The sequence below is a fragment of the Frisingicoccus sp. genome, from assembly GCF_048388605.1.
Classification (GTDB): Bacteria; Bacillota; Clostridia; order Lachnospirales; family Lachnospiraceae; genus Frisingicoccus.
In genome coordinates this window covers 1-22,047 of sequence record NZ_DBGCTU010000013.1, presented here as the reverse complement: position 1 = coordinate 22,047, position 22,047 = coordinate 1, and the positions used below count along the sequence as shown (strand labels likewise).

The following is a 22,047-nucleotide window of genomic DNA, read 5'->3' as shown; positions in this document are numbered from 1 at the left end:
GACTTATAAAACAGAGGTGTAAAGTCTCTATTGAATGATTGAGGCGTTACACCTTAAATTATGTCTATAAAAATTAGAAAGAGGAAAACATGGAAAAAATATTATTTGAAACATTGAATGTATCTGAAGAGATTAAGCGGGCGATCCGCGATATGGGATTTGAGGAAGCAACGCCGGTACAAAGTCAGAGTATCGGGCCGATGCTGGACGGACGGGATATGGTATCCCAGGCGCCAACAGGTACAGGAAAGACCTGTGCCTTCGGTATTCCGTTGATTGAAGGTATTGACCCATCGGCCAGAAGTGTCCGGGCCCTTATTTTGTGTCCTACCCGGGAGCTGGTCATTCAGACGACCGATGAGTTGATGAAACTCACAAAATATAAACATTCGATTCGGATCGTCCCGATTTACGGAGGTCAGAATATCGAACGCCAGATCACGGCGTTAAAACGCAGGCCCCAGATTATTGTGGCGACGCCGGGGCGGCTGATGGACCATATGCGGCGCCATACAATTCGCCTGGGCGAACTTCAGTATATGGTTTTGGATGAAGCGGATGAGATGCTGAATATGGGATTCCGTGAGGATATCGATACGATTCTGGAATCTGTTCCGGAGAAACGTCAGACCGTATTGTTTTCGGCAACCATGTCCAGGGAGATTTTGGCAATTACAAAAAAATATCTGACAGATCCGGTGCAGATTCAGATTACAAAATCCCAGATCACCGTGCCGTCCATCCGGCAGTATTATCTGGAGGTCAGTCGGGAGAATAAAATTGATGTGCTGGCCCGGCTGATTGATGTGAACAATTATAAATTATCCATGGTTTTTTGCAATACAAAACGGCAGGTGGATGAGCTGACTCATGAGATGATTGCCAGAGGTTATGAGGCGGAGGGCCTTCACGGGGATATGAAACAGTCTCAGAGAGACCGGGTGATGGAATCCTTTAAAAACGGCCGGACGGAAATATTGATCGCAACGGATGTCGCCGCCAGAGGCATCGATGTTGAGAATGTAGAAGCGGTTTTTAATTTCGATCTTCCGGAAGATCTGGAATATTACGTTCATCGGATCGGGCGTACCGGGAGAGCCAACCGGCAGGGCGTGTCCTATTCCTTTGTCGGCCGGCGGGAAATGTATAAGCTTCGCGAGATTATGAGTTACACCCGGGCAAAGATAAAGTACATGAAGATTCCGAAGGCTGCCGATATTGCCCAGGTGCGTACCAGACAGATGATGAAAGAAATACTGAAAATTATGGAGCGGGGAAATCTGGATGTCTATGCCGATTCCATTGAGAAATTTATGATGGAAGAAGAATTTCAGGAGTATACGATCATGGATGTGGCCGCCGCTTTTCTCAGCCGTGAAATTCCGGCGGAAACCTTTAAGGAAATTGAAGAACGACCGGGATTTTCCGAAGTGTTTAAAAGGAAAAAGGGCCGTCCGGACAGAAATTACCGAAGAGAATATGACAGAAAAGGGGTTAAGCGGGGCAGGAGAAGACATTAAATTACCCTGTTATTTAGAAGTCAAATATGTTATACTGTCTTAGAGTATAAACGAACGGGAGGATAAACCATGATTGATAAGCTGGTGGAAAAGATAAAAAAGACGGGTGCTCCGATTGAAGTCGGCCTGGACCCGATGCTTGATTATGTTCCGGAATTTGTGAAGCAGAAAGCTTATGAGGAACAGGGTGAGACTTTAGAAGGGGCTGCGGAAGCCATCTGGCAGTTTAATAAAGCCATTATCGATGCCGTTTATGATTTGATTCCTGCGGTAAAACCTCAGATAGCCATGTATGAGCAGTTTGGAATTCCGGGGATCATGGCCTTTAAGAAAACATTGGATTATTGTCATGAAAAGGATTTGATCGTCATAGGCGATATCAAACGAGGAGATATCGGTTCGACTTCCGGCGCCTATGCAACGGGGCATCTGGGAAAGGCCCGGGTGGGAAGCCGATCCTGGTATGGCTTTAATGAAGATTTTATTACGATCAATCCTTATATGGGAACGGACAGCGTACAGCCATTTATTGATGTGGCTGTGCCGGAGAAAAAAGGAATGTTTATTTTAACGAAAACATCCAATCCTTCCAGCGGAGAGTTTCAGGACCGCCTGATCGATGGACGGCCTCTTTATGAATGGGTGGCCGAAAAGGTTGTCGAGTGGGGCAGCCGTCATGTGGGTGAATGTGGTTACAGTTATGTGGGCGCTGTTGTCGGGGCAACTTATCCGGAGATGGGAAAGGTTCTTCGGGAAATTATGAAAAAGAACTTTATTCTTGTGCCGGGATACGGCGCTCAGGGAGCAAAGGGCTCAGATCTTGTCAATTATTTTAATGAGGATGGCCTGGGGGCGATCGTCAATTCTTCCCGGGGCATTATTGCCGCATATAAACAGCCGAAATATGAAAAGTTTGGCCCGGAAGGCTTTGCGGATGCATCACGCCGGGCTGTTCTGGATATGATTGATGATATACAGGTGGGTGCAGGATTAAGATAGGAGATAGAGGAAACATGCAGAAAAAAGAATGTAAAATTGTGAGAGTTATTTCTCAGAAACAACTGGCGTCGGATGTTTATAGCCTTTGGCTGGATGTGGGAGAAATGGCAAAAGCTGCAAAGCCGGGCCAGTTTCTTTCTGTATACAGTAAAGATGGAAGCCGTATGCTTCCACGGCCGATCAGTATCTGTGAAATTGCAAAAGCGACTAAGGCAATCCGTTTGGTTTACCGTGTTGTGGGCGAAGGAACGGATGAGTTTTCGAAACTGGTACCCGAGGATACGATTAAGGTTATGGGCCCCCTCGGCAATGGTTATACATTAAGTGATAAGAAGGCGATCCTTGTGGCCGGAGGTATCGGTATTCCGCCGATGCTCCAGCTTGCAAAGGAATTAAAAAAAGTGGAAAAGACGATCGTTCTCGGATATAAAGACAGCCAGACATTTCTCAAAGAAGAGCTGGAAAGCTATGGACGGGTTGTTGTGGCAACTGAGGACGGCAGCGTCGGCATTAAAGGCAATGTTCTGGATGCTGTCCGCAGTGAGGGCATTGAAGGTGATATGATTTACGGCTGCGGTCCGACACCAATGCTGCGGGCATTGAAAGCTTATGCGGAAGAAAAGGGGATTGAGGCACAGATCTCTCTGGAAGAGAAGATGGCCTGCGGTATCGGTGCATGTCTGGCCTGTGTCTGTCAGTCGAGAGATGTGGATGAACATTCCCATGTAAATAATAAACGGATCTGTAAGGATGGTCCTGTTTTTGACGCGCGGGAGGTGGAGCTGTGATGAATACAAAAGTTAATCTTGCCGGTGTAGAACTTAAAAACCCGGTGATGGAAGGTTCCGGCACCTTTGGTTCCGGCGCAGAGTACAGTGAATTTGTCGATTTAAATAAACTGGGAGCGGTTGTCACAAAAGGCGTGGCCAATGTACCATGGCCGGGCAATCCGACACCGCGTATTGCGGAGACAGCCAGCGGTATGCTCAATGCCATCGGACTTCAGAATCCGGGGATCGATGTGCTGATCCAGAGGGATATCCCTTTCTTAAAACAGTTTGATACGAAAATTATTGTCAATGTCTGCGGAAAGACGACGGAGGATTATCTGGAGGTCGTGGAACGTCTCGGGGATGAGCCGGTAGACTTGTTGGAGATCAATATATCCTGCCCGAATGTGAAGGAAGGCGGTATTGCCTTTGGACAGAATCCAAAGGCGGTGGAAGCGATTACAAAGGCAGTAAAAAAAGTGGCGAAACAGCCGGTAATCATGAAGTTAAGCCCGAATGTCACCGATATCCGGGAGACGGCAAAGGCGGCAGAGGCCGGCGGCGCGGATGTGTTATCTTTGATCAATACGCTGACCGGCATGAAAATCGACGTTTATAAGCAGGACTTTGCCCTGGCCAATAAGACGGGAGGACTTTCGGGTCCGGCGATTAAACCGGTTGCGGTGCGCATGGTTTATGAGGCGGCGAACGCAGTGAATATACCGATTATCGGTATGGGCGGTATTCAGACCGGAGAGGATGCTATGGAATTTATTTTAGCCGGGGCTACGGCTGTGGCTGTGGGAACTGCTAACTTTAATAATCCGTTTGCCACAGAGCAGGTGGCGGCAGGTATTGAAGCTTATATGAGCCAGATGGGCGTTGATGACATCAGAGATTTGATCGGAAAGGTAAAATAACGGTAATGGAAACATATAAGACGCTATTGAAGGAAGAAGTAGAAGCATTTCGGAAAAGGGGACATGAATTCCTGAATGGAACATTGACAAGGGCTGAGTTTAAAGGACTTTCCGGAGGCATGGGAAGCTATGCACAGAAGGAGACCGGAAAGTTTATGATTCGCCTGAGGACTCCGTCGGGAATCGTCTCGAGAGAACATTTTGGATTAATTTTGGATTATGCACAGAAATATGACCTGGATAAGATTCATTTGACAACGCGTCAGGCGGTACAGCTCCATGATTTGGACATTGATTCGGTGTGTGACATTATGAAAGATGCCATTGACCATGATTTGTTTACACGGGGCGGCGGCGGCAATTTTCCCCGAAATGTTTCACTTTCACCGATGGCCGGCGTGGATGCAGAAGAAGCGTTTGATGTGACGCCTTATGCGCGCCAGGTGGGAGATTACTTTTTATTCAATGCGCCGGGATATAAGCTGCCGAGAAAATTAAAAGTGGCGTTTTCCTCAAGCGCTGCGGACATGGGTTGTGCCACAGTCAATGATGTGGGATTTGTCGGCATTGTTCATGAAGGAAAACCGATGTTTCGGCTTTGGCTGGCCGGAGGCATGGGTGGTCAGCCCGCACTGGGGATTCCCTATGATGAAATGGTGGCGCCGGGAGAGGTTCTTTATTATGTGGAGGCGATGATTCGCCTGTTTATGGCCGAAGGTGATTATAAAAATAAAGCGCGGGCGCGGACTCGTTTTATTCCGCGCCGTATGGGTGAAGACGCCTTTATGGCCTGCTATAAAAAACATTTGGAGAATGTAAAAAAGGAATGTCGGTTTGACGGCATTGAGCCGTTTGTATGGCGGGAAAATATTGAACCCGTGAGCACAGCGCCGAAAAATGGGCTGATTCTGCCTCAAAAGCAGGACGGTGAATATACGGTGGTCCTCCATCCGCTCTGCGGCCAGCTTATGCTTGAAGACGGAAGGAAAATTCAGAAATTTCTTGCTGCGATTCCGAATGCGGAAATCCGTTTGAGTATGGATGAGGAATTGTATGTCCGAAATCTTTCGGAGAGTGAGGCGGAAGCACTATTGGAGGCTATGAAGGGACGGATGATGACGAGTCCGATTCAGATGTCTGTCAGCTGTGTCGGCACGCCGACATGCCAGGTTGGGATCAATCAGAGTCAGAAACTCTGCCAGGCTGTGGCGGAGGCTGCTGCCGCTGCCGATTTGGATGAGGAACGGCTGCCGAGGCTGTATATCAGCGGCTGTCCGAACTGCTGTGCCCGTCACCCGGTGGCCGCGTTGGGCTTTTCCGGGCGAAAAGTTAAGGTTGACGGTGTGATGCGTGATGCTTTTGACTGCTTTATCGGCGGCAATACAGGTGTGGATACCAGCCGCCTCGGCGAAAAGGTGGGAGCGGTTTTGGCGGAACGGATACCTGAAATGATTGTGGATATGGGCAGGATGCTCACGAAAGAGAAAAAAGATTATTCAGATGCACTGACAGATGGTTCGGCCAAAGAGCTTATAAAAAAGTACTGTCAGGCATAGAGGAGGAGACAGTCATGGAACAATATAAGAAAGAGTTTATCGAATTCATGGTTGAGAGTGATGTGCTTAAGTTCGGCGAATTTACATTAAAGAGCGGAAGAAAATCTCCGTTTTTTATGAATGCGGGGGCTTATGTGACAGGTACACAGCTCCGCCGTCTCGGAGAATACTATGCAAAAGCGATTCATGACAACTATGGCCTGGATTTTGATGTTTTATTCGGACCGGCTTATAAGGGAATCCCGTTGGGCGTTGCCACAACGATGGCTATCAGCGAGCTGTACGGAAGGGACATTCGTTACTGTTCCAACCGTAAAGAGGTGAAAGACCATGGTGATACGGGAATTCTTCTTGGAACAAAGCTTAAAGATGGCGACAGGATTGTCATCATTGAGGATGTCACAACTTCCGGAAAATCCATCGAAGAGACATTCCCGATCATCAAAGCCCAGGCGGATGTGGAGATTAAAGGACTGATCGTGTCCCTGAACCGTATGGAGGTCGGAAAAGGCGGCGAAAAGAGCGCCCTGGATGAAATAAAGGATTTGTATGGTTTTGAGACGAGCGCTATTGTATCCATGGCCGAAGTTGTGGAGTATTTGTATAATAAACCATGTAACGGTAAGGTTATTATTGATGACACATTAAAAGAAGCAATTGACGCTTATTATGCACAGTATGGTGTCAAATAGAGGAGGAAGCTCTATGGATGAAAAAATTTATAAATCAATGGGACGTATCGGCGGAGCAAATATTGCGATGGGTGTTGTGTGTATTGTGGTCGGCCTGACAGTGGGTATTATATCGATTGTCTGCGGCGGACGGTTACTGAATGATAAGAATCACCTGCTTTTCTAAAAGACGGTGTTTGAAAGTGTAAGCGAAAGGAAAAGGACGCATCTATGTCCTTTTCTTTCGTTTTAAAAGTTTATAGATATAGAAGGTGTGGCATGAAAAAAATTCAATGGGGCACTGTGGTGTTCCTCATCATTTATCTGATGGTGCTGGCTTATGTCTGTTTTTTCAGCGAAGGCCGGGCGGATGCGCAGAATACATATCGCTATAATCTGGTACCTTTTAAAGAGATTATACGATTTTATACATATAGAGAACTGGTGGGAGTAAAAGCTTTTATGCTGAATTTATTCGGTAACGTTTTGGCCTTTATTCCTTTTGGCGTTATGGTGCCGATCATTCGCAGAAAGAATCGAAATTTTTTCCGGGTTTTTGGCATGACATTTTTATTAAGCTTATTTATTGAATGTATCCAGTTGATCTTCAGAGTAGGTTCCTTTGATGTGGATGATTTAATTTTAAATACATGCGGCGGTATTATCGGCTATGCTGTCTTTTGGCTGATGAACCGGGTGAGGAGGCGTTGGTTTGTCAAATAAAGTTTATAGTTTTACGAAGGTTGAGAAACGTCGGACAAAATCGGGAGCTTATGCCCTTGGGACAGGAATCGTTTCTCTTTGCGTGCTGGCACTTTTTATCGGATTTGGCATTTATAAAAACGGTCAGCTGAGCGGAACTGTCTGCCTGATCCCTTATGTGACAATGATTGGAAGTATCGTGGGTGCGGTGATCACTTCCAGGGATCGTTCGAGAACGGATGTGGCCGGAAAATATCTCTGTGCCGGATATCGGGTATGTATGGTTTCGGCGATACTGCATGGCTGCATTTTTTTGATAGGCATACTGAAAGTTATTTTATAGGAACGGAGAGTGAAAAGGGTGACAGAAGAAACATTTTTAGAAGAGCGGTATTCCCTTGTTGTGACGCGGATCCGTGAGATCGGCGGAGAACTTGAAGAGAAAAAGAACAATGGGGTTTTTGCTTCAGATGCACTTCCGTGGGCGGAATATTTCAGCTGTTTAGCTGAATGGATGACAGTGTTGGATGATTTTAAAATATGGCAGGGATCCCATGATTTTAGCGAATGGTCTTTAAAGGATTGGCAGGATTTTTACGAGAAAATTTATGCGCCTCTGTGCCGGGATTATGAAGAAAGTTATGCCAATCCGGATAAGGCGGCTTCTGTTTTCGGCACTGAATATGGACGGCTGTTGTCCTTTTTGGCCAGTGAAATTTATCAGTCTTTTTCCCGGTGGATGATGGGGCACCTGGAAGCAGTCGTTATTTTATGGGAATTGTTTGTGGAAATTTATACGGATTTTGTCTATGGAGAGGAGGAAGGGGAAAAGCCAACCGCAGAGGCCATTGCAAAAGCTGTTTACTGGTATGTCAGTGATTATAGTGATGAGATGGTATCTTGGAGGATTCATGAGCAGCAGGCACCGGATTTTTCGCGGATCAAATCCATTATCATGTCCGAGGATCTGTCGGATTTGAGATATCTTTATCGCTTCGGCGATTACATATCGGAAACGGAACTCGGTACGGCAGAGCATATGAACCGGCTTTCCCAGGCGGATATTGACGCCATGGCGGATACTTTTGTGGAGGGATATATCCGGGGGTTTGAAATTAACCGGATATCTCTGGAGAATAAAAAATATGTCACTGTCCGGGGCAGCATCGGTTTTGAACGGGTACTTCGCAGCGCCGTGGAGAAATTTCGAAAACATGGGCTGGAACCGGTCTTTTTCCCGGCATCGACCACAGTTCTGAACCGTCGGCAGGTGCGAGTAGGCTATCAGGGAAAGAGCGTCAATCCCCAGTTTGAATTTGACCATTGTAAGGATAAGGCCCTCTTTTATGACAGGCCTATGGCAAACCGTCATCTGGCGGCGCTGAAAAAGGCTTATGAGGCGTGCGGAGAATGGATTTCTGCCAATGCGGGCCCGGCCTGTTTTGAAACTTTCGGGGAAAGTCCTTTTACCCCTGTGCTGAAAGAAAATGCCTGCCGGCTCAGCGAAAAGCAGCAGAAGCTGGAAGTGGAATTTTCAGATATGCAGGCCGGACTTACGGAGCAGTATATGAAAAGCTCGGAGATCAGTTTTACGATCATCGCTTTTCCGACGCCGGATATCGGTCCGGATTATGAGGCGATATTTGATGAAATTGTGAAGGTGAATACGCTGGATAATGACATTTATCGTGAAATTCAGCAGAAGATCATCGATGTTCTGGATTTGGGAGAATATGTTTACATCCGCGGGAAAGCGCCGAACAAAACGGTGATGAAGGTTCGGCTGCATCCGCTGAAAAATCCTGAAAAAGAAACAAACTTCGAAAACTGCTGTGCCGATGTGAATATTCCTGTCGGTGAAGTATTTACAAGTCCCGTGCTGGAGGGAACGGAGGGACTGCTCCATGCGACCAGTGTTTATCTGAACGGAATTCATTTTAAGGATTTGATGCTGAGGTTTGCCGACGGCCGGATCGTGAGCTATGACTGCGGTAATTCGGAAGATGCGGAGAGCAACCGGCGTCTTATCAAAGATTATCTATTGGTTGGACGGGAAAGTCTGCCCCTCGGAGAGTTTGCCGTTGGAACGAATACAACGGCTTATGCGGCGGCGCAGAAGTATGACATCACCGGGCGGCTGCCAATCCTCATTGTAGAGAAGATGGGACCTCATTTTGCCATCGGCGACACCTGTTACTCGAGGGCGGAGGACCATGCGGTATTCAATCCGGACGGCAAGGAGATCATTGCCAGAGAAAATGAAATTTCTGCCCGGAGAGGTGAAGAAGGGGTTCAGGCCTACTTTAACTGTCACACAGATATAACGATTCCCTATGACGAGATTGAAGAGATATTTGTGGTCGATAAAAATGAAAATATGTTTTCAATTATCCGGGACGGGCGATTTGTTTTAGAGGGTACGGAGGCGTTAAATATCCCTCTTAATAATAAGTATTGATAAGTATAAATACATTGACGGATAAAAGTCGGGCGGGTACAATGAGAATAGTTTAGGAGGCTATAGAGGATGTATCGAATAGGAATTATCGGCGGCGGCCAGCTTGGAAAGATGATGATTTTAGACGCAAAGCGTCTGGACACTTATTTTGTTATTCTGGATCCGACACCAAAGTGTCCGGCGGACAGCATTGCGGATGAACATATCGTGGCGGAATTTGACGACGTCCGGGCTTTTCACGCACTGGCCGAAAAAGTAGATGTGGTAACCTATGAATTTGAACATATTAATGCGGAGGCGCTGCAGGAACTGGAGGCCGAAGGCCATAAGGTCTATCCGTCCAGCGAGACGCTGCTTCACATTCAAAACAAATATCATCAGAAGGAGTGGCTTAAAAAGCACGGCCTTCCTGTGCCGGATTTTAAGAAGGTGGAGACGCCGGAGGATATTCGGGCGGCCGGAGAGGTTTTCGGCTATCCGATGATGTTAAAGACCTGTACCGGCGGTTATGACGGTAAGGGCAATGCACCGATAGACACGGAAGAAGACGTCGAAAGTGCTTTTGAGGCCCTGGGTGCAGGCCGTCTGCCGCTGATGGTTGAAGCCTTCTGCCCTTTCGAAAAAGAAGTGTCTGTTCTTGTCTGCCGCAGTGTCAATGGAGATATTAAGGTTTTCCCGGTAGCGGAAAATGTTCATAAAGACAGTATTCTGGATGAGACGATGGTCCCGGCAGATATCAGTGATGAATGTACAAAAAAGGCAATGGATATTGCCAGGGAGGCAGTTCAGGTGTTTGATGCCTGCGGAATGCTCTGTATTGAACTTTTTGTAACAGGGGACGGCCGGGTGCTCGTCAATGAGCTGGCGCCGAGACCTCATAATTCGGGCCATTATACGATTGAAGGCTGTGTGACTTCCCAGTATGAAAATCACATCCGCGGAATTCTCGGCCTGCCTCTGGGGAGCACGGAACTTCTCCGGCCGACGGTGATGAAAAACATTATCGGCCAGTATTCTGTGGATAAGGCGGAAGTCAAGGGTCTGGAAGAGGCCTATGCGATCGGCGAGGTTAAAGTACATATTTATGGTAAAGAAAAAGTATCTAAAGGCCGGAAGATGGGGCATATTACCGTGACAGCGCCGACAGTGGAGGAAGCGCTCTCGAAAGCCCGTCTGGCCCATTCAAAAATATCATTTTAAAAACAGGAGGAAAGTACCATGGATATAAAAGTAGGAATTATTATGGGAAGCGATTCGGATCTGCCGGTGATGTCCAAAGCGGCAGAGATACTGGATGAGCTGAAGGTTGCCTATGAGCTGACTATCGTATCGGCCCATCGGACGCCGGACCGTTTATGCGAATATGCAAAAACAGCAGAGGAGAGAGGAATCAAAGTCATTATTGCCGGAGCCGGCGGCGCCGCCCACCTTCCGGGGATGACCGCGGCTATGACGGTTCTTCCGGTGATCGGTGTGCCGGTGCAGACAAAGGCCCTTGGCGGCGTCGATTCTCTCTACTCCATCGTTCAGATGCCTCCGGGAATTCCGGTGGCGACCGTGGCAATCAATGGGGCTCAGAATGCAGGACTTTTGGCGGCAAAGATTTTGGCGACAACGGATGCCGAACTTTCCGGCCGCTTAAAGGATTATGCGGAAGGATTGAATCAGACAGTCCTTAAGAAAGCAGAAAAATTAGAAGACATTAAATACGAAGAATATCTGAAGCAGATGTAATGGGAGGAAGTTTTATGAGCCGCAGCGGATTATTTGCAATGTACAACAATAATATCGATGCCTTCAGCACCGCAGCGTCAATTTATTATGGACTCTTTTCCATGCAGCATCGGGGAATGGATGCATCGGGAATTTGTATCAATCAGAATGGCCAGTTTAAATATAAGAAAGAGGACGGCATGGTGATTGATATTTTTGATGAAAACGTTCTCGGCCGTATGGAGGGACATGCCGGAATCGGACATGTGCTGTATTCAAAACGCAGTGATGTCCGGGAGTATGCTCAGCCGATCGTCATTCGTTATACCAATGGTCAGATGGCCGTGGCATTAAACGGCGGATTGGTAAATACGGAGGATTTGAGAAAAGAGCTGGAACTTCAGGGGGCTGTTTTTCAGACATCCGATGATGCGGAGATCATCTCCGTACTTATTTCCAGGGCGCGCAACCGGTTTGAGACGATCGAGGAAGCGATTGCCGATATCATGCCGAAACTTCACGGGGCCTATGCACTGCTGGTGATGACGCCGAGAAAGATTATCGGGGTGAGAGATCCGCTGGGGATCAAACCTCTGATTCTTGGAAAAAAGAGAAATTCTCTTTATTTTTCATCGGAAACCTGTGTTTATAATGAATTGGATGTCGAAGTGATCCGGGAGGTCATGCCGGGTGAGATCGTGACTGTTAATCAGGATGGTATCAAATCTTTCCAACGGATTCATGAAGAAAAAAGAGCGCTGTGCGCTTATGAATATATTTATCATTCCAGGCCGGACAGCGTCATTCAGAATATGGAGGTTTTTGAAGCGCGGGAGACTATGGGACGAATTCTTGCGAAAGAAGCTCCGGCCGATGCGGATGTGATTGTCTGGGTGCCAAATTCAGGCCTGGCTGCGGCATCCGGGTACGCAAAGGAATTAAAGCTCCCTCTGGAGGACACATTTATTAAAAATAAATTCCACTGCAATAAGTTTGTTCAGCCGACGGAAGATATGATCCGCCGCGGAGTGACGATGAAGCTGGCAGTGATCAAGAGCCGTGTCTGCGGGAAACGAGTCGTGGTTGTGGATGATTCGATGGTCCGCGGGACAACAGGGCGGCTTTTGGTGGACCTGCTCCGGAATGCGGGAGCGAAAGAGGTTCATATGAGGATTGCTGCTCCGGAAGTGAAGTATGAATGTTATTTTGGCGGCAATGAGCTGGATAGAACATCTTTGATCTCCAGCCATCAGACAACAGAGCAGATTAAAGATATGATTGGCGCTGATTCATTGGCTTTCTTATCTGTCGAAGGACTGAAGGAAGCCTGCAGAGGTACGGAAGATACATTGTGTATGGCATGCTTTACCGGCGTGTATCCGGTGAAATAAATAGGAGGATGAATTATGGATTACAAAAATGCGGGAGTTGATATTGAAGCGGGATATGAGTCTGTCAAATTGATGAAGAAATTTGTACAGAAAACCATGCGGCCGGAAGTGTTGACAGATATCGGCGGATTTTCAGGTGCTTTTGCCCTGGACAAGTTTAAAAATATGGAAGAGCCGACCCTGGTTTCAGGAACAGACGGTGTCGGCACAAAGTTAAAACTTGCCTTTATTATGAATAAGCATGATACGATTGGTATTGACTGTGTGGCTATGTGCGTGAACGATATCGCCTGCGCCGGCGGAGAACCGTTATTTTTCCTGGATTACATTGCCTGCGGTAAGAACTATCCGGAAAAAATTGCAACGATCGTCAGCGGTGTAGCTGAAGGCTGTGTTCAGTCCGAGGCAGCATTGATCGGCGGTGAGACAGCGGAAATGCCTGGCTTTTATCCGGAAGATGAATATGATCTTGCCGGATTTGCCGTGGGTATTGTTGATAAAAAAGATTTGATCACGGGCAAAGAATTAAAGGGCGGCGAGACATTGATCGGTATTGCATCCTCCGGTGTCCACAGCAATGGATTCTCCCTTGTCCGCAAGATTTTTGAAATGACAGAGGAATCCTTGAATACGTATTATGACTGCCTTGGAAAGACCCTTGGCGAAGCTCTCCTTGCTCCGACAAAAATTTATGTCAAGGCGTTGAAACGCTTGAAAAACGGCGGCGTGAAAGTGAAAGCCTGCAGTCATATTACCGGCGGCGGTTTCTATGAGAATATTCCGAGAATGCTCCCGGAAGGCGTGCGTGCGATCGTACATAAGGATTCCTATGAAGTGCCGGCTATTTTTAAACTGATGGCTGAAAAAGGTGATGTTGAAGAAAAAGTAATGTACAATACATACAATATGGGAATAGGCATGGTGATCGCCGTAGACCCGGCAGATAAAGATAAAGCGCTGGCGCTGCTCGCTGAGGCCGGAGAGACAGCTTACGTGATCGGTGAAACAGTGGAAGGCGAAGCAGGTGTGACATTATGTTAAAGATTGCGGTACTTGTATCCGGGGGCGGAACAAATCTTCAGGCCATTATTGATCGAATTGAGGATGGAACGATAAGGAATACAGAGATTGCCATGGTCATTTCCAATAATAAAAATGCGAAGGCACTGCAGAGAGCTGAAAAGCATCATATTCCTTCTATGTGCATATCGCCGAAGGATTTTGAGAGCAGAAAAATATTTAATCAGACACTTTTGAAGACACTGATGGATTTGAAAGTGGATCTGATTGTTCTGGCCGGATTTATGGTTGTTATCCCACCGGAAATGATACAGAATTTCAGAAATCGGATCATCAATGTGCATCCGTCTCTGATCCCTTCCTTCTGCGGCACCGGTTATTATGGACTGCGCGTCCATGAGGCGGCTTTGGCCAGAGGCGTGAAAGTCAGCGGCGCGACGGTTCATTTTGTGGATGAGGGAACGGACACGGGGCCGATCATTTTACAGAAGGCTGTGGAAGTAAAGAGCGGGGATACGCCGGAAATTTTGCAGCGGCGGATCATGGAGCAGGCCGAATGGCAGATCATGCCGAAGGCGATCGATTTAATTGCGGCAGGTAAAGTTAAGGTTGAAGACGGACATGTCATCATAGAGGAGGAAACAGCATGAAAGTTCTGATTGTAGGAAGCGGCGGCAGAGAACATGCCATTGCGTGGAAAGTGGCTCAGAGCAAACAGGTTGAAAAGATTTACTGCGCACCGGGAAATGCAGGTATTGAGGAATATGCCGAATGTGTGAATATTGGAGCTATGGAATTTGACAGGCTGACTCAGTTTGCCGAAGAAAAGAAAATTGATCTGACGGTTGTCGGTATGGATGACCCGCTGGTTGGCGGCATCGTCAACGCTTTTGAGGAAAAGGGACTTCGGGTGTTCGGACCGAGACAGCTTGCGGCAATGATTGAGGGTTCAAAAGCTTTTTCAAAGGATTTAATGAAGAAATATCATATTCCGACAGCGGCTTATGAAAATTTTGATGATCCGCAGAAGGCTCTTGAATATCTGGAGACCGCGAAAATGCCGATTGTTCTGAAGGCTGATGGCCTGGCGCTTGGTAAAGGTGTTTTGATCTGCAATACGCTGGAAGAGGCCAAAGCCGGGGTAAAGACCATTATGGAGGATAAGCAGTTTGGCGCTGCCGGAAACCGCATGGTTATTGAAGAATTTATGACAGGCAGGGAAGTTTCGGTGCTTTGTTTCTGCGATGGCACTCATGTGGTGCCGATGACATCTGCGCAGGATCACAAGAGGGCTAAAGACGGCGATCAGGGTTTGAATACCGGCGGTATGGGAACTTTCTCTCCGAGTCCGTTCTATACCCCGGAAATTGCTGCTTTTTGTGAAGAAAAAATTTATAAGCCGACAATGGCAGCCATGAAAGCGGAAGGCAGAGATTTTGTTGGTATCCTCTTTGTCGGTTTGATGCTGACGGAAGATGGACCGAAGGTCCTTGAGTATAACGCCCGTTTCGGCGATCCGGAGGCCCAGGTCGTGCTGCCGAGAATGAAGACGGATATTATTGATGTTTTTGAGGCATGCATTGACGGCAGATTGGATGAAATTCATCTGGAATTTGAAGATAATGCGGCAGTCTGCGTTGTCCTGGCTTCCGATGGTTATCCGGTGAAATACGATAAGGGCTTTGTTATTGACGGCTTGGATACCTTTAAAGAACATGAAGGATATTATTGCTTCCATGCCGGAACAAAACGGACAGATGCAGGCATTGTCACAAATGGAGGCCGCGTTCTCGGAGTGACGGCAAAAGGCGCCGACTTAAAAGAGGCCCGGGCCAATGCTTATAAAGCTGCCGAATGGGTGCAATTTGACAATAAATACATGCGGCATGACATCGGAAAGGCTATTGATGAAGCTTAGAACTTCATGTATAATAAATGGGCGAAAAGAGTCGGTAAACTTATCGGCTCTTTTTTGTAAAATGAATTTGGGTGGCAGCAGCCGAATAGAGATTTTCAAAGGAGGAAAGTTTTGTGGAAGAACTTTTTGAACGGATAAAATTATTTGTATTGGATATGGACGGCACATTTTATCTTGGAGAACATCGAATTGACGGCGCTTTGGAATTTATACAGCGTGTCCGGGACACCGGGAGGGATTTTGTCTTTTTTACAAATAACTCGTCAAAAAACGGCGCAATGTATGTGGACAAATTGGAGCGGATGGGCTATCCGGCCACGGAAAGGGATATAATGACTTCCGGGGATGTCACCGTTGAATTTTTAAAGGTAAATCACCCGGATAAAAAGGTTTATCTGGCCGGCACACCGGCTTTGGAGGCACTTTTTCGATCGGCGGGGATCTGTCTTGTGCAGGAACAGCCGGACATTGTGGTTGTGGGCTTTGATATGACGCTGACTTATGAAAAACTTGAAAGGGTTTGCACTTATATCCGTGAGGGCGCCGTTTTCCTTGCAACTCATAAGGATATCAATTGCCCGACAGAGAAGGGATTCATCCCGGACTGCGGCGCAATGTGTGCGGCCATTACCCTTTCCACGGGCGTGCAGCCGAGATATCTTGGGAAACCCTGTAAGGAAACCGTGGATATGGTTTTGCGCAAAACCGGATACAAAAAAGAAGAAATTGCCTTTGTCGGCGACCGGCTCTACACCGATGTGGCGACCGGGGTCAATAACGGAGCTGCCGGAATCCTTGTCCTCAGCGGGGAAACGAAAAGAGAAGATATCGAAAAGTCGGATGTGAAGCCGGACGCGGTGTTTGACTCGCTGAAAGAGATGATAAGATTCTTATAAGGATTGACATTGCCTGAAAGTTGTTATATTATATATATAACAAATGTAACGATTCAAATGATAGAATTCAGGTGATGAGATGATTATTAAAATTGATTTTAACAGTGATGAAGCGATTTATATTCAGCTTCGTAATCAGATTGTCATGGGTATTGCCACATCCCAGTTGACGGTCGGGGATTCTTTGCCATCGGTGCGTCAGCTGGCAGATAATATTGGAATTAATATGCACACGGTAAATAAAGCCTATTCGGTTTTGCGGCAGGAAGGCTATATTAAGCTGGACCGCAGAAAAGGGGCGGTCATTGCCATTGATTATGATCAGGTGCTGGCATCACGTCAGATTATGGCGATGCTCCAGTCCGTGCTGGCCGAGGCAATCTGTAAAAATATCGGCCGTGAAGAAGTTCACGATATGGTGGATGATATTTATGATTCTTTTACCTGCGGAGACAGGAGAGAATATGATGAGACTTGATTTGCCGAAGTGGTCGGGCATAAACCGGATTCGGCGATAGACAAACAGGAGGTTGATTATGCAGTATCGTTTGACAAGACAGGCGGAAAGGGCAGTAACATTTGCCAGAGACATAGCGGAAGAACTGCATCACAGTTATGTTGGAACCGAACATTTGATGCTTGGTCTTATACGTTCGGCGGACGGGCTTGCATCAAAAATATTGATTCAGAATGGCATAACAGAGGAGCAGATGCTGCGTCTTATCAAACAATTGATAAATGACGGAGATGTAATCGCCGGGGAGATAACGGATTATACACCGAGGGCCCGGCGGGTGTTGGAGTGCAGCAGCAGGGAGGCGGCGCGGTTAAATCAAAAGCATATCGGAACGGAACATCTTTTGATCGCACTTCTGAAAGAGAAGGATTGCATAGCGCTGCGTCTTATAAATACCCTTGGGGTGAGTGTTCAGAAAATATATTCTGAACTGTTGGCAGCGATGGGAATGAATGCGGCAGAGGCAAAGGCGTGGCTTTCAGAAAAAAAAGGCGGTCAGAGGGAGAAAAATTCCGCATTGGAAGCATATAGTATGGATTTGACGCAGATGGCCAGAGAAGGCCGGTTGGACCCGGTGATCGGGAGGGAGCAGGAAATCCAGCGCGTTGTTCAGATTTTGAGCCGGCGGACTAAAAATAATCCCTGTCTGATTGGAGAACCGGGTGTTGGAAAGACGGCAGTCGTTGAAGGACTGGCAGCGCGGATCGCCGAAGGGGCTGTCCCTGATACGATTCGGGATAAGCGGTTAATGACTCTGGATTTGTCCGGCATGGTGGCCGGTTCTAAGTATCGGGGAGAGTTTGAAGAACGAATTAAACGTCTGATCGCTGAAGTGAAGGATGACGGGCAGGTGCTGCTCTTTATTGATGAGATTCATACGATCATTGGGGCCGGAGGCGCAGAGGGAGCCCTTGATGCTTCGAATATACTGAAACCATCCTTAGCGAGAGGCGAGATTCAGGTGATCGGCGCCACAACCATTGAGGAATATCGAAAATATATCGAGAAGGATGCGGCTTTGGAACGCCGTTTCCAACCGGTGATGACGAATGAACCGGGAGAAGCGGAAAGTATAGAGATTTTAAAGGGACTCCGTCCTGCCTATGAGAAGCATCATCAGGTAACCATATCCGATGAGGCCATCGAAGCGGCGGTGAAGATGTCCATACGCTATATTAACGACCGTTTTCTGCCGGATAAGGCCATTGACCTTATTGATGAGGCGTCGGCTAAGGTCAAATTATCCTCAATGAGTTTGAATGGTGAACTCCGGGAACTGACAAAACGGCTGTCGGATCTGGATGAAAAGAAGGAAGAGGCCATAATCGCAGGTGATATGGTGCTGGCATCAGAAATCGGGAAAGATCAGAAATTACTATCCGCAGAGATCGCTTCGGCGCAGCGCAATGTGGAGCGGCGCAATAAACGTAAGGTTACTGTGGCGGAACGGGATATTGCGGATGTGGTATCCAGTTGGACAAAGATTCCGGTAAAACAGTTGGAAGAAAAGGAATCGGAACGGCTGATGCGCCTGGAATCCACTCTTCATCGAAGAGTTGTCGGCCAGGATGAAGCGGTCACTGCTGTGGCAAAAGCCATTCGGCGGGGACGTGTCGGCCTAAAAGATCCAAAACGCCCGATTGGTTCCTTCCTCTTCCTGGGGCCTACGGGGGTTGGAAAGACCGAATTGTCCAAGGCCCTGGCAGAAGCTATGTTCGGCTCGGAGAATAATATTATCCGAATGGATATGTCTGAATATATGGAGAAGCACAGTGTGTCAAAACTGATCGGCTCTCCACCGGGATATGTGGGATATGATGAGGGCGGCCAGCTCAGCGAGAAAGTACGCCGGAATCCATATTCGATTCTCCTCTTTGATGAAATCGAGAAAGCGCATCCGGATGTGTTCAATATTCTGCTCCAGGTTTTGGATGACGGTCATATTACCGATTCCCAGGGACGACGGGTGGATTTTAAAAATACGGTCATTATTATGACATCCAACGCAGGGGCTTCGAGCATTGTTGCTCCGAAGAAATTGGGATTTTTATCGGATAATGATGAAAAGGCCGATTATACCCGGATGAAAACTGCAGTTATGGAGGAAGTCAAACATATTTTCAAACCGGAATTTTTAAATCGTATTGATGATATTATTGTTTTCCATTCTTTGACTCAGGAGCATATTCGAAAGATTGTAGGAATTATGATGAATGAGATTGCGGACAGGGCGCGGGAACAGATGGGGGTTGAACTCCATGCATCCGATGGAGTGCTCCGTATGTTGTCCGAGGCGGGCTTTGACCCGGTATATGGTGCCAGACCTCTCCGCAGGGCTATTCAGAATAAGGTCGAAGATCTTTTGGCGGAGGAGATTCTCAGCGGTAAAATTTATCGGGGAAATCAGGTTCGGTTGACACTTACGGGTAAAGAGATTAAAATTTCTATAAACTCACCGAATACTCTGGCGTAAATCAGAAAAATAAGATATAATGGGCATAAGTTGATAAGACTTTTCGGTCTTGTCTGCGAGGTAAAGACATACTGTTAGATAAAGCAGTGTTCTATTTTAGGAGGATAAAATACCATGGCAGTAATTAGTGAATTGATTCAATCAGAATCGGACGGAACATTGAGTTTTGGTGATTATACTTTAGAACAGAAATCCAAAGTATCCGGATTTGAGTTTCAGGGAGATAGCTATAAAGTAAAAACTTTTAAGGAGATTACAAAACTGGAAAAAAATGAATCCTTTGTATATGAATCTGTACCGGGTACGACAGTACATCATATGAAGGTGACGGATAGAGAGATAGAGTTCCAGGTTGAAGGCGAAGAACAGGCCCAGCTCACTTTGGAATTGGAAGCGGAATGCGAATATGAAGTGATGATTGACGGTTTCCATATGGGAATTATGAAAACAAACCTTGGCGGCAAGCTGGTCATCAGTGTTGAATTCAGTGGTAAACCTCAGACAGTTGTCGTAAAGAAAATGTAACTGAAGTATCAAATGGGCTGTTGCCGTGGTGACAGTCCATTTTTTATGGAAAGATTTGCGGAAAGGGATACGTTATGGCGAAGGGGAAAACAGTTTTTTATTGTCAGTCCTGCGGATATGAGTCGGCTAAATGGATGGGACAGTGCCCGGGATGCAGAGAGTGGAATACATTTGTGGAGGAGCCGGTAATTGTATCGGGCGGATCCAATCGAAAATTAACAGCGATACGGCGGGAGGAACCGACGCTGCTCTCAAAGGTGAGCCGGGAGAATAATTGTCGTGTATCTACAGAAATTCAGGAATTTGACAGGGTGCTCGGCGGCGGTATCGTATCAGGTTCGATGGTGCTGGTCGGCGGGGACCCGGGAATAGGGAAGTCCACGTTACTGCTTCAGATGTGTTTGCTTTTGGTTTCGAGAAATCATAAGGTGCTGTATATTTCGGGAGAAGAGTCTTTGCAGCAGATAAAAATACGGGCGGACAGATTGGGAGACTATTCCGGGGATTTAATGATGCTGTGCGAAACGGATCTGGAAACGATTCAGGAGGTTATTGAGAGAATCAGGCCGGAGCTGGTTGTCATTGATTCCATTCAGACAATGTGTAAAAGCGACGTCAGTTCCGCACCGGGAAGTGTCAGCCAGGTGAGAGAATCTACCGGTGTTTTTATGAAAATAGCAAAAACTCTTGGGGTTACAGTGTTTATTGTCGGCCATGTGACAAAGGAAGGGGTTGTGGCAGGACCGAGAGTTCTTGAACATATGGTGGATACGGTTTTATATTTTGAAGGAGAACGCCATGCGGCATACCGTATACTTCGCAGCGTTAAAAACCGTTTTGGTTCCACAAATGAGATTGGTGTGTTTGAAATGGGAGAGAGTGGTCTGAGGGAGGTTTTGAACCCTTCCCAGTATCTTCTGGATGGACGTCCGGAAGGGGCGTCCGGCTCCGTTGTGGCCTGCCTGATGGAAGGAACCCGGCCGGTAATGGTTGAGGTTCAGGCGCTTGTCTGCCGTACAAATTTTAATATGCCTCGGAGAACGGCGGCCGGGATGGATTATAACCGGGTGAATCTTTTAATGGCTGTGATTGAAAAACGTCTCGGCCTGTCTCTGGCTAATTGGGATGCCTATATTAATATTGCCGGAGGAATGAAATTGAATGTGCCTGCCCTGGATTTGGCTGTGGTCGCTGCAATTATATCAAGTTATAAAGATTTGGCTATCGATGAAAAAACGGTCATATTCGGCGAGGTCGGACTGTCCGGTGAAGTGCGGGGCGTCAGCATGGCTGCTCAATGTGTGCAGGAGGCAAAAAAGCTTGGCTTCGAAAAATGTATTCTTCCGACAGTAAATACGAAAGGAATAGATAAAGGCGGTATTGAGCTTGTCGGTGTGGCAAATCTCAGGGAATTAGTGAGTAAGTTGATCTGATTCGGTGCATGTTGAAACAAAATAGATACAATTGAGATAAATTAGACACAATTATTGGGAAAATCTGCTGGATTATCTGAATTATTGTTTTTTGCAAAAAAACTAAAAAAACTTGTTGACAAACCTATTGGAAGATGATAGTATATAAAAGCACTCGGGAAACGGAGTCGAAACAAAAAAGATTCAAAAAAATAAGTTGGAAAATTTGTTGACAAAGTCGAATGAGAGTGATAAAATATAGAATGTTGACGGCCTAATGCCGGAGACAATGAACATTGACAATTAAACAATAAAACAATCCCGAAAAGTTTCAAAGAGAAACATTTTCAATGAACGGTGCCGAAAGGCACTCCAAAACAGTAAAAAACGGGAAGATAACAGCTAGTTGTCATTCTGTTAGGATTATACTTAACAAGGAGATCTCCCTCCACTAAGCTCGATGCAGACGCATCTCGCTAAGGGTCGGGAGGTTGGTCTTCACTAAACTCGTGAAAGACCTCGTTAAGTGAAGGACACAAACATGAGAGTTTGATCCTGGCTCAGGATGAACGCTGGCGGCGTGCTT

Annotated in this window: 21 protein-coding genes; all 21 read left to right on the top strand. The window is 46.8% G+C overall.

Annotation, left to right across the window (positions count from 1 at the left end):
* The first annotated feature begins 89 nt into the window (after positions 1 to 89).
* The 21 genes from ACMN7X_RS03230 to radA all read left to right on the top strand — a co-directional run bounded on the left by ACMN7X_RS03230 (position 90) and on the right by radA (position 21,482).
* Positions 90 to 1,520, top strand: coding sequence for a DEAD/DEAH box helicase (locus ACMN7X_RS03230; RefSeq protein WP_418746068.1), 1,431 nt, complete (start codon positions 90 to 92; stop codon positions 1,518 to 1,520).
* A 69-nt stretch (positions 1,521 to 1,589) separates the two neighbouring features.
* Positions 1,590 to 2,519 carry an orotidine-5'-phosphate decarboxylase gene (gene pyrF / locus ACMN7X_RS03225; RefSeq protein ID WP_418746067.1) on the top strand — a complete coding sequence of 310 codons (930 nt, stop codon included), beginning with the start codon at positions 1,590 to 1,592 and terminating at the stop codon, positions 2,517 to 2,519.
* Positions 2,520 to 2,533: 14 nt separating this feature from the next.
* Entirely contained in the window at positions 2,534 to 3,307 is a 774-nt protein-coding gene (locus tag ACMN7X_RS03220; RefSeq protein ID WP_418746066.1) for a dihydroorotate dehydrogenase electron transfer subunit, read from the top strand.
* Entirely contained in the window at positions 3,307 to 4,209 is a 903-nt protein-coding gene (locus ACMN7X_RS03215) for a dihydroorotate dehydrogenase (RefSeq protein WP_418746099.1), read from the top strand. The genes ACMN7X_RS03220 and ACMN7X_RS03215 overlap by 1 nt, the downstream gene beginning before the upstream one ends.
* Positions 4,210 to 4,214: 5 nt before the next feature.
* On the top strand, positions 4,215 to 5,765 hold the full coding sequence (locus ACMN7X_RS03210) for a nitrite/sulfite reductase (RefSeq protein WP_418746065.1): 1,551 nt from the start codon (positions 4,215 to 4,217) through the stop codon (positions 5,763 to 5,765).
* A 14-nt stretch (positions 5,766 to 5,779) separates the two neighbouring features.
* Positions 5,780 to 6,457 carry an orotate phosphoribosyltransferase gene (gene pyrE / locus ACMN7X_RS03205; RefSeq protein ID WP_418746064.1) on the top strand — a complete coding sequence of 226 codons (678 nt, stop codon included), beginning with the start codon at positions 5,780 to 5,782 and terminating at the stop codon, positions 6,455 to 6,457.
* Positions 6,458 to 6,470: 13 nt separating this feature from the next.
* Complete coding sequence (locus ACMN7X_RS03200) at positions 6,471 to 6,623, top strand: hypothetical protein (RefSeq protein WP_418746063.1); 153 nt, start codon at positions 6,471 to 6,473, stop codon at positions 6,621 to 6,623.
* Between the two features lie 92 nt (positions 6,624 to 6,715).
* On the top strand, positions 6,716 to 7,159 hold the full coding sequence (locus ACMN7X_RS03195; protein ID WP_418746062.1) for a VanZ family protein: 444 nt from the start codon (positions 6,716 to 6,718) through the stop codon (positions 7,157 to 7,159).
* Complete coding sequence (locus ACMN7X_RS03190) at positions 7,149 to 7,481, top strand: hypothetical protein (protein ID WP_418746061.1); 333 nt, start codon at positions 7,149 to 7,151, stop codon at positions 7,479 to 7,481. Before ACMN7X_RS03195 ends, ACMN7X_RS03190 begins: the two co-directional genes overlap by 11 nt.
* Before the next feature lie 18 nt (positions 7,482 to 7,499).
* Positions 7,500 to 9,596 (top strand): aminopeptidase, encoded by a 2,097-nt coding sequence (locus ACMN7X_RS03185; protein WP_418746060.1) that lies wholly within the window; start codon positions 7,500 to 7,502, stop codon positions 9,594 to 9,596.
* A 69-nt stretch (positions 9,597 to 9,665) separates the two neighbouring features.
* On the top strand, positions 9,666 to 10,796 hold the full coding sequence (locus ACMN7X_RS03180) for a 5-(carboxyamino)imidazole ribonucleotide synthase (RefSeq protein WP_418746059.1): 1,131 nt from the start codon (positions 9,666 to 9,668) through the stop codon (positions 10,794 to 10,796).
* A gap of 18 nt (positions 10,797 to 10,814) precedes the next feature.
* Positions 10,815 to 11,330 (top strand): 5-(carboxyamino)imidazole ribonucleotide mutase, encoded by a 516-nt coding sequence (gene purE / locus ACMN7X_RS03175; protein WP_418746058.1) that lies wholly within the window; start codon positions 10,815 to 10,817, stop codon positions 11,328 to 11,330.
* 14 nt (positions 11,331 to 11,344) lie between these two features.
* Complete coding sequence (gene purF, locus ACMN7X_RS03170) at positions 11,345 to 12,700, top strand: amidophosphoribosyltransferase (protein WP_418746057.1); 1,356 nt, start codon at positions 11,345 to 11,347, stop codon at positions 12,698 to 12,700.
* Positions 12,701 to 12,715: 15 nt separating this feature from the next.
* Positions 12,716 to 13,741 carry a phosphoribosylformylglycinamidine cyclo-ligase gene (gene purM, locus ACMN7X_RS03165; RefSeq protein WP_418746056.1) on the top strand — a complete coding sequence of 342 codons (1,026 nt, stop codon included), beginning with the start codon at positions 12,716 to 12,718 and terminating at the stop codon, positions 13,739 to 13,741.
* Entirely contained in the window at positions 13,735 to 14,370 is a 636-nt protein-coding gene (gene purN / locus ACMN7X_RS03160) for a phosphoribosylglycinamide formyltransferase (RefSeq protein ID WP_418746055.1), read from the top strand. The genes purM and purN overlap by 7 nt, the downstream gene beginning before the upstream one ends.
* Complete coding sequence (gene purD, locus ACMN7X_RS03155) at positions 14,367 to 15,638, top strand: phosphoribosylamine--glycine ligase (RefSeq protein WP_418746054.1); 1,272 nt, start codon at positions 14,367 to 14,369, stop codon at positions 15,636 to 15,638. The genes purN and purD overlap by 4 nt, the downstream gene beginning before the upstream one ends.
* 113 nt (positions 15,639 to 15,751) lie before the next feature.
* Positions 15,752 to 16,534, top strand: coding sequence for an HAD-IIA family hydrolase (locus ACMN7X_RS03150; RefSeq protein WP_418746053.1), 783 nt, complete (start codon positions 15,752 to 15,754; stop codon positions 16,532 to 16,534).
* A gap of 79 nt (positions 16,535 to 16,613) precedes the next feature.
* Positions 16,614 to 17,012, top strand: a complete 399-nt coding sequence (locus ACMN7X_RS03145) for a GntR family transcriptional regulator (protein ID WP_418746052.1) — start codon at positions 16,614 to 16,616, stop codon at positions 17,010 to 17,012.
* Between the two features lie 58 nt (positions 17,013 to 17,070).
* Complete coding sequence (locus ACMN7X_RS03140; RefSeq protein ID WP_418746051.1) at positions 17,071 to 19,524, top strand: ATP-dependent Clp protease ATP-binding subunit; 2,454 nt, start codon at positions 17,071 to 17,073, stop codon at positions 19,522 to 19,524.
* Between the two features lie 114 nt (positions 19,525 to 19,638).
* Positions 19,639 to 20,049 carry an endosialidase gene (locus ACMN7X_RS03135; protein WP_418746050.1) on the top strand — a complete coding sequence of 137 codons (411 nt, stop codon included), beginning with the start codon at positions 19,639 to 19,641 and terminating at the stop codon, positions 20,047 to 20,049.
* A gap of 74 nt (positions 20,050 to 20,123) precedes the next feature.
* Positions 20,124 to 21,482 (top strand): DNA repair protein RadA, encoded by a 1,359-nt coding sequence (gene radA / locus ACMN7X_RS03130; protein WP_418746049.1) that lies wholly within the window; start codon positions 20,124 to 20,126, stop codon positions 21,480 to 21,482.
* The last annotated feature ends 565 nt before the right edge of the window (positions 21,483 to 22,047 follow it).